We start from the raw sequence: 12,540 nt of genomic DNA on the forward strand, positions 1-12,540 counted from the left end.
ACGTAACACTGCCGCCATATATGACCGGGTACGGTTCCGGGCATGACCAACAGGATCAAGGTGGCGGTGGTGTTCGGCGGGCGCAGCAACGAGCACGGAGTCTCGTGCCGTTCGGCCCGTACGGTGCTGAGCGCCCTCGATCCCGAACGGTACGAAGCGGTTCCGATCGGGATCACCCGCGACGGCACCTGGGTGCTCGGCACCGGGGACGTGCAGACGCTGGCGCCGCAGGGCCGTTCGCTACCCGCGGTGGACGGCACGGCCGGCACCACCATGGCGCTGTCGGTCGATCCGTCCCGCCCCGGCGATCTGGTTCCGGTCGACGGCGCGGATGCCGCGCTCGGCAGCGTGGACGTGGTGTTCCCGGTGTTGCACGGCGCGTTCGGCGAGGACGGCACCCTGCAGGGGATGCTGGAGCTGGCCGGCGTCCCGTATGTGGGACCGGGCGTGCTCGCCAGCGCGGCGGGCATGGACAAGGAATTCACCAAGAAACTGCTTGCGGCCGAAGGACTTCCGATCGGCTTCCAGGTGGTGCTGCGCCCCGGCGCCGCCACGCTGTCCGAGGCCGAGAAGGAGCGCCTGGGCCTGCCGGTGTTCGTGAAGCCCGCCCGCGGTGGGTCTTCCATCGGAATCACCAAGGTGGATGCCTGGGACGCGCTCGACAAGGCGATTTCGCTTGCGCGCGAGCACGATCCGAAGGTGATCATCGAAGCCGGGATCGTGGGCCGCGAAGTCGAGTGCGGCGTACTGGAATTCCCGGACGGCCGGGTGGAAGCCAGTGTGGTGGCGGAGATCCGGATGCCCGAGCAGGATGCCGACGGGCCGGAGTTCTACGACTTCGACACCAAGTACATCGACGACGTGTGCGAGTTCGACGTGCCCGCCAAACTGGACGACGATGTGGCGCAAGAGGTTCGCGACATGGCGGTGCGCGCGTTCCGGGCGCTGGACTGCCAGGGGCTGGCGCGGGTCGACTTCTTCGTGACGGCGGACGGGCCGGTTATCAACGAGATCAACACCATGCCCGGCTTCACCTCCATCTCGCTGTACCCGCGCATGTGGGAAGCGGCCGGGGTGGACAACCGGACCCTGGTGGACACGCTCATCTCCACCGCGCTGGCGCGGGGCACCGGACTGCGCTGACCGCCGGATCTCCCCCGATCGGGTGATGCCCGATCCGCCGGGCCGGGCGTAGCCTCGATGGCGTGATTCTGGCCATGACCATTCCCGGCCTGGCGCTGCTGATCATCGCGGTGGCGTTCGCCGAGGTGGCGTACCGCAAGCTGACCGGGCGCACCGCGCTGCCGTGGATGCGGCACCTCGAAGGGGAGCGCAGTGCCGCCGCCATCGGGTTCGAAGGGCTGGACGCGGTGTTCGGTTCCGGCAAACAGCACGAGTTCGAGCAGCGGCATTCGGTGCTCATGCATCGCGAGAATCCGGGCGACGGCGACGACTTCGATCTGGATCTCGACGGCGGCAAACTGAGGCTACGCGACCCAGGCCCGTCGCACTGACGGAGCCGGGCGCGCGGTTCGTCAGTTGGGCAGCGGGTTCGGGTCCAGGGGCTGCTCGGGCATCGCCTTCTTGATGGCGTCCGAGACTTCCTGCAACGGGGTCGGTCCGGCATTGTCCGGCTGGGTCAGCGCCAGGTAGGTGCCCCGGTCCACCGCCCACCAGGTGCCGGAGGTGACGCCGGTGGTCTGATCGCGAATCTCGAACCAGCTGACGCCGTTCACCACCTGCAACGGCGACGCCCGATTGAATTCCAGCGGCCGATCCAGCCCGCACCGCAGCACGATCGGCTCACCGCCGTCCGGCAGCTGCCACGCCTTGGTGCCCTCCGGCGCGGGAGCCCGCAATTCGGCCTGCGTGTAGTCGCCGATCTGCTCCGGCAGCGCCGGCAACAGCGCGCCACACGCCGGACCGGTCGCGGCGGGCGCGGGAATCGACCCGAGCGCCAACGGTTCCCGCGCCGGATTCCGGTTCGCCAGCACACCCATGACGAGCACACCCACCACCAGCGCCACCGGCAGGGCGATCGCCGTCGCGATGAGCGCGGGGGATCGGCCGGGGGAGTACTCCGCCTCCGTAGTGGTCGCGCTCCCCGCCGCGGCTGTCGCGCCCTCCGGTTCGACGCCGGTCTTCTCTGCGGCGTCGGCCTCGGCGTCGGCCGGGGCTTTCTTCTCGAGACCGACGGTGGAGTCCGACGCGGCCGGAGAAACCGGAGCGTCGGGCTGGGTGGAGTCCGGTTCGCTGCCGCGGGTGTCGTTGCTCATCCGGTCGTCGGTCCCCGATCGTGCCGTGCCGGGCGCAGCGCGTCGCGGCTGGTGGTCGTCGTTTGCGGGTTCGAGGGTACCGTCGATGAGTTCAGCGCCCGAACCAGCTCACCGCGAAGGAGATCGTCATCACCGCCAGCAGCAGGCCACGTGCCAACTCGACCGAACGTGGGCGTGCGGCAGACGATGCGCACGCGCGCGAGGTCGGCGAGTCGGACGCGGCCGGACCGAGTGCGGGGAAACGGGCGGCGGCATCCGCGGATGAGCAGGGCGGCGGCGCGCGCGATACGCGGACTGTGGCGGACGTCGGCGAGTTCGCGCTCATCGCACGGATCAATGCGGGGCGTCCGCTGTCGCCGGGAGTGCTGCTCGGTCCGGGCGATGACGCGGCGGTGGTGGCCGCGCCTACGGGGCGGTTCGTGGTGACGACCGACATGCTGGTGCAGGATCGGCATTTCCGGCTCGATTGGTCGAGCGCGGTGGATATCGGGCGGAAGGCGATCGCGCAGAACGCGGCCGATGTCGTCGCAATGGGCGCGCGGCCGAGTGCGTTCGTGGTGGGGCTGGGGTGTCCCTCGGAGACGTCGGCCGAGTTCGTGACCGGGCTCGCGGACGGGATGTGGGCGGAGATCGGGCGCTCGGGGGGATCCATCGCGGGCGGGGACATGGTGCGCAGTCCGGTCGTGACGATTTCGGTGACGGCGTTCGGGGATCCATATCGCGAGCCGATTCCGCGGTCGGGCGCGCGGCCGGGTGACGTGGTCGCGGTGGCCGGGCGGCTCGGCTGGTCGGGGGCGGGTTTCGCGGTGCTGTCGGCCGGGCTCGATGCCGCGGCGCTCGCCGGGGTGGATGCCGGGCTGATCGCGGAAGCGCTTGCCACGCATCGGGTTCCGCAGCCGCCGTACGACGCCGTGCTGGAGCTGCCCGGGGACGCGCCCATCACGGCGCTCACCGATGTCTCCGACGGGCTGCTGGCCGATCTCGGGCATATCGCCGAATCCTCGCGCGTGGCCATCGATCTCGATGCGGCGGCCTTGCGCGATCCGGCGTTGAGTCCCCTTGCCGACGCACTCGGCGCGGACCCCCTGGACTGGATTCTGGCCGGCGGCGAGGACCACGCCTTCGCCGCGACTTTCGCCGGGAATGCGGATCTGCCTGCGGGTTGGGTACCCATCGGACGGGTGGTCGAAGGCGCGGGCGTGACCCTCGACGGAACCCCCCGAATCGGACCTACCGGTTGGGAATCCTTCGCTTAGGAGACCCCGCTACCGCCATGAAAATCGGGACGATAGTTTATCCCGACATGGGTGCCAAACCACTGTCGGAAGTCATCGATTCGGGCTGGGCCGAAGCCCTCGAACCCGTGGCCGACCGCATTGCGCAAATGGGGGAATTCCTCCGAACCGAAAACGCCGAGGGCCGTGGCTATCTCCCCAAGGGTGAGAACGTGCTGCGGGCCTTCCAACGCCCCTTCGACAAGGTCCGGGTCCTGATCGTCGGTCAGGATCCGTATCCGACGCCGGGCCACGCCATGGGCCTGAGTTTCTCAGTGGAACCGGATGTTTCGCCGGTGCCGCGCAGCCTGAGCAATATCTTCTCCGAGTACACCAAGGACCTCGGCTTCCCCACCCCGTCCAACGGCGATCTGTCGCCGTGGTCCGATCAGGGCGTGCTCATGCTGAACCGAGTCCTCACCGTCGCGCCCGGCCAGGCGGCCTCGCATCGCGGCAAGGGCTGGGAAGCGGTGACCGAGCAGGCGATTCGGGCGCTGGTCGCCCGCGATCAGCCCCTCGTCGCGATTCTCTGGGGCCGCGACGCGTCCACTTTGAAGCCGATGCTCGGCTCCACGCCGTACATCGAATCCGCGCATCCCTCACCGTTGTCGGCCTCGCGCGGGTTCTTCGGTTCCCGGCCTTTCTCCCGAACCAACGAGTTGCTGGGTACATTGGGGGCCGCGCCGGTGGACTGGCGTCTGCCGTAACGCGAATCCGTTGAACCGATTCAGGAGCCTGTGCATGCAGAACAAGACTGCCCGTGGTGTTTTCGTCGCTCTCGCCGCGGGCGCGGCCCTCGCCGCCGCCCCCGCCGCGAACGCGGCGCCGCTCGAACTGGAGCCGTACACCGCTCCCGCCGCCAACCCGACGACGGAGAACGCCACGCTGGTGGCCAGCCTGTTCGACACCAACAGCTTCTCCGGGATCTCGTCGAACGTGACCTCGCGCATCGCCTGCCTGCCGATGACGATCAGCCAGAACCTGGACTGCTTCACCGGCGACCGCTGAGGCGGCGCACCATTCGCACTTCGATTGCCGGAGTGAAGGCTTCGACTCGGCGGGCGCCGTCGAGTTCGAAGCCGTATTTCGTGTAGAAGGCCCGGGCGCGCGGATTCTCCTCGAAGACCCAGAGCGAGACGTCGGCGTGCTCGGGCAGTACGGCGCGCATGAGATCGTGCGCCACGCCCGTGCCGTACCAGGCCGCGCGCACGTACATGGCGTTGAGTTCGTACTCCGCCACGGGGGATTCGTCCCGGCTGCGGCCGCTGACCGCGAAGCCGATCACCGTGTCGCCGGCGACGGCGACCTTCAGGCCATCCGGATTCTGCAAGCGCCGCCGTTCCCAGGCGACCGTCCGCCGCTCCAGGTCGAAGGCGGCCAGCAGCGGCGCGGGCACCAGGTCCCGGTACGCCTCACGCCAGCATTCGATATGGCATTCCGCCAGGCCGCGCATCTGCTCGTGGACGGGCGCGACCACCTGCCACTCGGACATCCGGACCCCCTTCGGACACAGCAAAAGCCCCGGACCACCCAATCCGGGTGCCGGGGCTGTTGCCGAAAAGCGAATTAACCGCGGGCGACCTTGCCGGCCTTCAGGCAGGAGGTGCACACGTTCATGCGGCGGGTGTTGCCGGGGGCAACCTGCGCGCGCACGGTCTGGATGTTCGGGTTCCAGCGACGGTTGGTGCGCCGGTGCGAGTGCGAAACCGACTTACCGAAGCCGGGGCCCTTGGCGCAAACGTCGCAGACGGCAGCCATAGTCGCGAGCTCCTTCATGTCATGTAGAGACCCGCTGCGCTCTAGAACAGCGAGTCCGGAAACTTTGATGTCTTGGACGTGCCTGCCGGTGAAGCACCGGCGAACGCTTTCCGATTCCTGGGAGTACAGGATCGTGCCTGCGTCGGGCAACCGGACAAGAGTAACCGCCGCCTTCCGGGCGTGTCCAATCGCCCCCCGTCCGGCGCGCGGAACGCACTCCGCGCCCGCCGCCTGACCGCACGCTGTCGGTCCGCCCGACTAGGCTGGCGACCGGGGTTTCCGAGGACAACTTGGTGGCCGGGCCGGTGGCGGCGCGGTGTGTGGCGGAAGGACGGTGACGGTGCCCGGGGAAGGGGACGTGCTCGACGGTACTGCGCTGCTGCGCTGGGGTCAGCTCAGCCTGGCCGGACTCGAGCGCCATCGTGACGAGATCAACGCCTTGAACGTCTTCCCGGTCCCGGACTCCGACACCGGCACGAACCTGCTGGCGACCATGCGCGCCGCGGTCCGCAGCGCGGAAGCGGCGGTCGCCGAGGAACCGGGGATCGAGACTTCGGTGGGTCCGTCGGCGCATGAGACCACGAGTGTGATGGCGCGGGCGGCCACGCTCGGGGCGCGCGGGAACTCCGGCATCATCCTTTCTCAGGTACTGCGCGGGGTGGCCGATGTGGTGCGCGACGGTCCGCTGACCGAGGCGTCGCTGCGGCTGGCGTTGCGGCGGGCGGCGCGGTTGGTGCGTGAGGCGCTGAGTTCTCCGGTCGAGGGGACCATGCTGACCGTGCTGGATCGTGCCGCCGAGAGTGCTGCCGGCTGCCCCGATCGGACATTGTCGGCCGTGGCGGTGGCCGCTGCGGACGGGGCGGCGAAGGCATTGGGCGAGACGCCCGAGCAATTGGGAGTGCTGCGCGACGCCGGCGTCGTCGATGCGGGCGCGCGTGGACTGCTGGTGCTGCTGGACGAATTGGTCACCGTCTCCGGAGGCGTGGCCACGCGGCGGCCGGAGTATGTGCGCGATGCCGGGTCGCTGCCCGCCGTGTCCGCGAATACTGTTGGTACCGCGGGGGATTCGCGGATGTCGCCGGGCGGTCTGCCGCTCGCGGGCGTGGATTCGGTTCTCGAACAGGGGAAAACGGCGGCGGCGGGGGCCGACGCGGTGCAGTACGAAGTCATGTACGTGCTGGCCGAATCCGACGAGTCCCGGGTGGGCGGGCTGCGGGATCGGCTTGCCGAGCTCGGGGATTCGGTCGTCGTGGTCGGCGACGGGGCGGGCAGCTGGTCGGCACACGTGCATTGCGCCGATGCCGGGGCCGCGGTGGAGGCGGGTCTGGCGGCGGGACGGTTGAGCGGGATCCGGATCGAGACGCTGGCGGCGTCGGCGCACGCGCCAGGCGGCGCACAAGCCCGCGGGATTCTGGCCGTGGCGTCCGGGGCGGGGGCGGTGCGGCTGTTTCAGGATGCCGGGGCCGAGGTGCTGGAGGGCGAGGTCACGGCCGAGGCGCTGCTGGAAGGGATTCGGCGGTTGCCGCATCGAGAGGTGCTGGTGTTGCCGAACGGCGCTCTGCCCGCGCATGAGCTGGTGGCGGTGAGTGTGGCGGCGCGCGATGGGCAGCGCGAGGTGCTGATGCTCCCGTGCGGGTCCATGGTGCAGGGGCTGGCGGCGCTGTCCATGCACGATGCGGGCCGGATCGCGGTGGACGATGCCTTCGCCATGTCGGAGGCGGCGGCGGGAACCCGGTGGGGCGCTTTGCGGATCGCCCCGGAGCGGGCGCTGACGATCGTCGGCACCTGCGCGGCGGGTGACGGGCTCGGCCTGGTCGGGCACGACGTGGTGGTCATCGACGCCGATGTGCGCAATGCCGGTCGCACCCTGCTGGACCGGATGCTCGGGCTCGGTGGGGAATTGGTGACCATGCTGCTGGGCGCGGAAGCGCCCGAAGGACTTTCGGAGGAGCTGAGCGCGCACGTGGCCGCCGGTTTCCCGGGTGTGGAAGTGGTCGTGTATCCCGGCGGTCAGGCCGGTGATCTGGTGCAGATCGGGGTGGAATAGCAATGGCGACACTGGCTGATCGGCTCGACCATGTGCTGGGTGTGAAGGCGGCCGAACCGCTGCTGGAGCATTTCGACATGCAGACCGTGGAGGATCTGCTGCGGCACTATCCGCTGCGCTACGCCACCCAGGGGCAGCCGCTCACCGAGGAGGCCCCGGAGGAGGGCCAGCACATCACGGTGATGGGGCGGGTCACCAAGACCGAGTTGCGGCCCATGAAGAACCGCAAGGGCAGCTTGCTGAAGGTGAACCTGGACACCGGCGGCCCGCGCCCGGTGGAGATCACCTTCTTCAATGGCGACAAGGTGCGCTACCTGGTGAAGGAAGGCGTGCGCGCCATGATGTCGGGCACCGTGCACTGGTGGCGGCCCGACCGCTGGAACCTCTCGCACCCCGACTATCTGATTCTCCCGGACAAGGAGGACGGCTCGGTCGAGAGCCTGACCAGCGTGCGCGGCGGCGGCGCGCTGCGCGGGCTGGCGCAGAGCGCGAAAGGCGCGGGCGGCGTGGACGTCTCGTTCTTCGAGCGCGAGTTCATCCCGGTGTATCCGTCCACCGCCAAGGTGCAGAGCTGGGATCTGCTGCGCTGTGTGCGGCAGGTGCTGGATCAGCTGGACCCCATCGACGATCCGCTGCCGGAGAGCCTGCGCACCGAGCATGCCCTGCTCCCGGTGTCGGACGCGCTGCGGCTCATTCACCTGCCCGACAGCAAGTCCGATATCGAAGAGGCCAGGGGCCGCCTGCGTTTCGACGAGGCCCTGGCTTTGCAGCTGGTGCTGGCCGAGCGCCGCCATCAGACCGAGGGCCGCCGCGCCGAACCTTCCCCGCCCCGGACCGACGGTATCGCGGCGGCTTTCGACAAGCGCCTGCCCTTCGAACTGACCGAGGGCCAGCGCGCCGTCATCGACGAGATCTCCGCCGATCTGTCCCGCAACCACCCCATGCACCGCCTGTTGCAGGGCGAGGTGGGTTCCGGCAAGACCATCGTCTCGCTGCTCACCATGCTGCAGGTGGTCGACAACGGCCGCCAGTGCGCGCTGCTCGCCCCCACCGAAGTGCTTGCCGCCCAGCACTATCGATCGCTGAAGAACATGCTCGGCGATCTCGGCAATGCCGGCGAACTGGGCGCGGCCGACAATGCCACCAAGGTGGTGCTGGTGACCGGCTCCATGTCGGCCGGCCAGAAGAAGGCCGCCCTGCTCGACGCCGTCACCGGCGAGGCGGGCCTCATCATCGGCACCCACGCCCTGATCCAGGACAATGTCGAATTCTTCGACCTCGGCATGGTCGTGGTCGACGAACAGCACCGCTTCGGCGTGGAACAGCGGGATGCGTTGCGCGCCAAGGCCAAAAAGGGCGTCAGCCCGCACCTGCTGGTCATGACCGCCACCCCCATCCCGCGCACCATCGCCATGACCACCCTCGGCGATCTGGAGACCTCCACCCTCACCCAGCTCCCGCGCGGCCGCTCGCCCATCACCTCGAAGGTGGTGCCCGCCAAGGTGAAACCGGCCTGGGTGGACCGCGCCTGGGAACGCATCCACGAGGAAGTGCAAGCCGGCCGCCAGGCCTATGTGGTCTGCTCCCGCATCGGCGACGAGGAGGAGAACGGCAAGAAGGGCAAGAAGAAGGCCGAGGAGGAAAAGGAAGGCCCCACCACCCACTCGGCCGTCGACATGTTCGAGATGCTCAGCACCGGCCCCCTGAAGGACCTACGCGTGGGCCTCCTGCACGGCCGCCTGCCCTCCGACGAAAAAGACCGCGTCATGCAGGCTTTCAATGCCGCCGACATCGACGTCCTGGTCTGCACCACCGTCGTCGAGGTCGGCGTCGACGTCCCCAACGCCACCGTCATGGCCATCGTCGACGCCGACCGTTTCGGCGTCAGCCAGCTCCATCAGCTCCGCGGCCGCGTCGGCCGTGGCAAACACCCGGGCCTCTGCCTGCTCATCACCGAAACCAACCCGGTGGGCACCGCCATGTCCCGGCTGGAAGCCGTGGCCGCCACCACCGACGGTTTCGAACTCGCCGTCCTGGACCTGCGCCAGCGCCGCGAGGGCGATGTCCTCGGCTCCGCCCAGTCCGGCACCGCCCGCTCCCTGCGCCTGCTCTCCCTCCTCGACGACCTCGAAGTCATCACCGCCGCACAGCAATTGGCCCGCGAGGTCGTCGCCGCCGATCCCGGCCTGCAGCAGCACCCGGGCCTGGCCCGCATGATGCACGCCGCGGTGGACGGCGAACGCCTGGAGTACCTGGCCAAGTCCTGACGGTCAGCGCGGGAGGCGCGGGTACGGCAGGTCGGTGCTGGTGGTTTCGGTGATGGCGAGGGGCCGGCCGATCTGCGGGAAGGCGCGCTGGGCGCAGTTGGGGCGCTCGCAGACCTTGCAGCCGGCGCCGATGGGGGTGGCGGCGGCCGGGTCGTCGAGTTGCAGGCCCTTGGAGTAGACGAGGCGGTCGGCGTATTCGATATCGCAGCCGAGGCCGATGGCGAATTCTTTTCCGGCCGTGCCGAATCCGGTGGTGGTCGGGGTGGTGGTGCGGGCGATCCAGAGGTAGCGGCGGCCGTCGGGCATGGACGCGATCTGGGTGAGCATGCGGCCCGGGTGGGCGAAGGCCTCGTGGACCACCCAGAGGGGGCAGCTGCCGCCGACGCGCGAGAAGTGGAAGGCGGTGGCGGACTGGCGTTTGGAGATATTGCCGGCGCGGTCGGTGCGGATCAGGAAGAAGGGGACGCCGCGCTGGCCCTGGCGTTGCAGGGTGGACAGCCGGTGGCAGACGGTTTCGAAGCCGACCTCGAAACGCAGTGCGAGCAGGTCGATGTCGTAGCGGAGTTCCTCGGCGGAGCGCAGGAACTTGCTGTAGGGGAGGATCAACGCGCCCGCGAAGTAGTTGGCCAGGCCGATCCGGGCCAGGGTGCGGGATTCGCCGCTGAGCGAGGGCGTTTCGTCGAGCACCTCGTCGAGCAGGCCGCCGTGCAGCAGGAAGGCCAGCGTGGTGGCGATCTGGAAGGCGCGCTGGCCGGGACGCAGGCGGCGGGCCAGGGTGAGGGTGCGGGTCTCCGGTTCGTAATGGCGCTTGGGCACATTCGGGTCGGCGCCGTCGCCGCGCACCAGGACGGTGACACCGGCGCGTTCCTCGGCGACGCGCGCGAGCTGGCGGTCCAGCGAGCCGATGGTGAGGCCGCAGTCCTCGAACAGCCGCTCGGCGGCCAGGTCGAGCTGGGCGATGTGATTGTGATGGTCGTAGAAGAAGTCGCGCACGTCCTCGTAGGGCATGGGCACCCCGGGCGCACCGGTGGGGGTGGCCACCTTGGAGGACAAGAGATCCAACTGGTCGGTCGCGGCCCGTAGTCGGCGGTGCATGGCCACAACGATTTTCGCGACTTCCGGCATCCGGGTGGCCAGGTCCTCGACCTCGGCGACCGGCGCCGCATTACCGCCGGCGGCCTCGACCAGGATCTCGTGCAGATCCGAGACGAGCCGGGCATCGGAGTCGGCCGCGAAGAACTGCACATCCAGGTCGAACGTCGAGTTCAGTTTCAGCAGCACGGGAATGGTGAGCGGACGTTGGTCCCGCTCCAGCTGGTTGAGGTAGCTGGGTGACAGGTCCAGGGATTTGGCCAAGGCCGCCTGGGTCATCCGCCGTTCCTCGCGCAACCGCCGTAGTCGGGCACCCGCATACATCTTGCGCACAGTGCGAGATGGTACCGACTCGGCTTCGCAAACATTGCAATATGGATTGAACTCGCCGCTATTTCGGTGATTCTGCGAGCGCTTTCGCGTCGGCGGTGCGGCTGCGTAACATGCGAATTCGGTACCTCGGGCGGTTACCGCGCGGGTCCTCATCGTACTCATACCCCGGGCGTGACGCGCCGAAACCGCGGTCCGGAAGTTAGCCGGGACCACGGTCGATCAGCCCAGCAGCAGATGAACCTGAAGTTCGCCGACCAGGAACCCGAGCACCGCGCCGATGGCGACCAGCTTCCATTCGTCCTGTTTGAAGGCGGGGCGCAACAGGCCCTCGTACTCGTCGTCGGTCAACTGCTTGGTCTTCTCGATCACCAGCGACCGCACGTCCAGGGCCTCGATGGCGTGCCGGTCGAAACCGTCCAAACCCGATGCGGCGGCGCGAATATGGTCCAGCACCAGCGTGACGGCATCGCGTTCGAGGGTGGTGAGGCTGTCGCTGCCCGCCACCAGCAGCACCAGCGGCTTGGCCGGCCCGGTCTGGGTGTTCAGGAATTCGCCGACGTGATGGCTGAGCAGTGAAGCCAACCGGTCGGCTCGCTCACCGTTCAGCACCGCTTCCAGAATCCGTGCGGGCGTGAGGATCTCGGTGGCGATCAGATCCCCGTAATCGGCGCACACCTGCTCGCGCCGCTTGTGGAACAACCCCTGCCAGCGCAGCGGCCCGATCCCGACCGGCTTGATCGGCCGGAAGATCATCTGCAGCGCCAGCCAGTCCGTCACCAATCCGGTGAAACCACCGAAAGCGGGCATGAGCAAAGGATTGTGGGTGAACGCCCAGGTGAACATCTGCACCACGCCCAGCACGGTGCCGAAGATCAGCCCCGACCGCACGATGAACCGCAGCTCGTTGCGCCCGACCCGGTGCACCATCGTCACCAGCAGCGATTTGTCCTGCACCAGTGCGTCGATGGCCATCCCGCGCAGATCCATCACCTGATCGAGATTGGTGCGCAGATCGAACACGATGTCCTCGATCAGCCCCGGCAGCTCCCGCTGCACCCGCTCGATCAGCGCGCGCTGGGCGGCCGCCGGCATGTTCACCCACAGCCGCGGCTGATGCCGCAGCATCATCTCGCGCACCATATGGTCCACGCCCGCGTCCATGGGTTCGCGCAGCCGCGTGGTCAATTCGGCGATATCGATGCGCGCGATGATGTCCTGCGGATCGATGAGCTTGCCGAACATCAGGTCCACCGCGATGGTCGCCATGCGCGGCGCCGAGCGCGGGATCACGCCCTGCCAGCCCAGCCACGGTGGAATCCCGACGAATTCCAGTGGGCGCATGAGCATCTGCACCGCGACGATCTTGGTCACCCAGCCGATGAGCGCGGCGATGAGCGGAATGGAGAGATACAGCAGCCAGTGCTCGGTGAAATCGGCGATCACGACGCGATCGGCTCCGAGTCTGCCCTGGTTGCCACGCCCACTCCTTGGTG

12 protein-coding genes are annotated in these 12,540 nt (G+C 68.7%); 7 read left to right on the top strand and 5 right to left on the bottom strand.

The window, feature by feature from the left end:
• Positions 1-42 precede the first annotated feature (42 nt).
• Positions 43-1,143 (top strand): D-alanine--D-alanine ligase family protein, encoded by a 1,101-nt coding sequence (locus NY1_RS12060; RefSeq protein ID WP_067711197.1) that lies wholly within the window; start codon positions 43-45, stop codon positions 1,141-1,143.
• A 62-nt stretch (positions 1,144-1,205) separates the two neighbouring features.
• Positions 1,206-1,514, top strand: a complete 309-nt coding sequence (locus NY1_RS12065) for a DUF6191 domain-containing protein (RefSeq protein ID WP_233434295.1) — start codon at positions 1,206-1,208, stop codon at positions 1,512-1,514.
• A gap of 21 nt (positions 1,515-1,535) precedes the next feature.
• On the opposite strand, the gene NY1_RS12070 is transcribed toward NY1_RS12065, so the two are convergent.
• Positions 1,536-2,276, bottom strand: a complete 741-nt coding sequence (locus NY1_RS12070; protein WP_067711199.1) for a DUF3515 domain-containing protein — start codon at positions 2,274-2,276, stop codon at positions 1,536-1,538.
• Positions 2,277-2,572: 296 nt separating this feature from the next.
• Between NY1_RS12070 and NY1_RS12075 the strand changes: the two genes are divergently transcribed.
• The 3 genes from NY1_RS12075 to NY1_RS12085 are packed head-to-tail and all read left to right on the top strand — an operon-like array spanning position 2,573 to position 4,558.
• Positions 2,573-3,532 carry a thiamine-phosphate kinase gene (locus NY1_RS12075; protein WP_067711201.1) on the top strand — a complete coding sequence of 320 codons (960 nt, stop codon included), beginning with the start codon at positions 2,573-2,575 and terminating at the stop codon, positions 3,530-3,532.
• Positions 3,533-3,579: 47 nt separating this feature from the next.
• Positions 3,580-4,257 (top strand): uracil-DNA glycosylase, encoded by a 678-nt coding sequence (locus NY1_RS12080; RefSeq protein WP_067711202.1) that lies wholly within the window; start codon positions 3,580-3,582, stop codon positions 4,255-4,257.
• Positions 4,258-4,291: 34 nt separating this feature from the next.
• Positions 4,292-4,558, top strand: coding sequence for a hypothetical protein (locus tag NY1_RS12085; protein WP_067711203.1), 267 nt, complete (start codon positions 4,292-4,294; stop codon positions 4,556-4,558).
• Here the strand turns inward: NY1_RS12085 and NY1_RS12090 are convergent.
• Both NY1_RS12090 and rpmB read right to left on the bottom strand, forming a co-directional pair.
• Complete coding sequence (locus NY1_RS12090; RefSeq protein WP_067711204.1) at positions 4,542-5,042, bottom strand: GNAT family N-acetyltransferase; 501 nt, start codon at positions 5,040-5,042, stop codon at positions 4,542-4,544. The two genes, NY1_RS12085 and NY1_RS12090, sit on opposite strands and share 17 nt — an antisense overlap.
• A gap of 74 nt (positions 5,043-5,116) precedes the next feature.
• Complete coding sequence (gene rpmB, locus NY1_RS12095) at positions 5,117-5,308, bottom strand: 50S ribosomal protein L28 (RefSeq protein ID WP_039799620.1); 192 nt, start codon at positions 5,306-5,308, stop codon at positions 5,117-5,119.
• A 358-nt stretch (positions 5,309-5,666) separates the two neighbouring features.
• Between rpmB and NY1_RS12100 the strand changes: the two genes are divergently transcribed.
• Both NY1_RS12100 and recG read left to right on the top strand, forming a co-directional pair.
• On the top strand, positions 5,667-7,355 hold the full coding sequence (locus NY1_RS12100; RefSeq protein WP_233434296.1) for a DAK2 domain-containing protein: 1,689 nt from the start codon (positions 5,667-5,669) through the stop codon (positions 7,353-7,355).
• Positions 7,356-7,357: 2 nt separating this feature from the next.
• Positions 7,358-9,622, top strand: coding sequence for an ATP-dependent DNA helicase RecG (recG, locus tag NY1_RS12105; protein WP_067711206.1), 2,265 nt, complete (start codon positions 7,358-7,360; stop codon positions 9,620-9,622).
• A gap of 3 nt (positions 9,623-9,625) precedes the next feature.
• Here the strand turns inward: recG and NY1_RS12110 are convergent, their stop codons facing one another.
• Both NY1_RS12110 and NY1_RS12115 read right to left on the bottom strand, forming a co-directional pair.
• Positions 9,626-11,047 (bottom strand): short-chain fatty acyl-CoA regulator family protein, encoded by a 1,422-nt coding sequence (locus NY1_RS12110; protein ID WP_084534878.1) that lies wholly within the window; start codon positions 11,045-11,047, stop codon positions 9,626-9,628.
• Between the two features lie 219 nt (positions 11,048-11,266).
• Positions 11,267-12,490 (bottom strand): DUF445 domain-containing protein, encoded by a 1,224-nt coding sequence (locus NY1_RS12115; RefSeq protein WP_067711207.1) that lies wholly within the window; start codon positions 12,488-12,490, stop codon positions 11,267-11,269.
• Positions 12,491-12,540 lie beyond the last annotated feature (50 nt).

Origin of the sequence: Nocardia yamanashiensis NBRC 100130 (assembly GCF_001613325.1) — a bacterium.
GTDB classification, from domain to species: domain Bacteria; phylum Actinomycetota; class Actinomycetes; order Mycobacteriales; family Mycobacteriaceae; genus Nocardia; species Nocardia yamanashiensis.

Excerpts from the sequence above, each read along its gene's own strand:
- NY1_RS12070 (WP_067711199.1), bottom strand. The coding sequence starts at position 2,276 with ATGAGCAACGACACCCGCGGCAGCGAACCGGACTCCACCCAGCCCGAC.
- NY1_RS12080 (WP_067711202.1), top strand. The coding sequence starts at position 3,580 with ATGGGTGCCAAACCACTGTCGGAAGTCATCGATTCGGGCTGGGCCGAA.
- recG (WP_067711206.1), top strand. The coding sequence starts at position 7,358 with ATGGCGACACTGGCTGATCGGCTCGACCATGTGCTGGGTGTGAAGGCG.
- NY1_RS12085 (WP_067711203.1), top strand. The coding sequence starts at position 4,292 with ATGCAGAACAAGACTGCCCGTGGTGTTTTCGTCGCTCTCGCCGCGGGC.
- NY1_RS12090 (WP_067711204.1), bottom strand. The coding sequence starts at position 5,042 with ATGTCCGAGTGGCAGGTGGTCGCGCCCGTCCACGAGCAGATGCGCGGC.
- rpmB (WP_039799620.1), bottom strand. The coding sequence starts at position 5,308 with ATGGCTGCCGTCTGCGACGTTTGCGCCAAGGGCCCCGGCTTCGGTAAG.
- NY1_RS12060 (WP_067711197.1), top strand. The coding sequence starts at position 43 with ATGACCAACAGGATCAAGGTGGCGGTGGTGTTCGGCGGGCGCAGCAAC.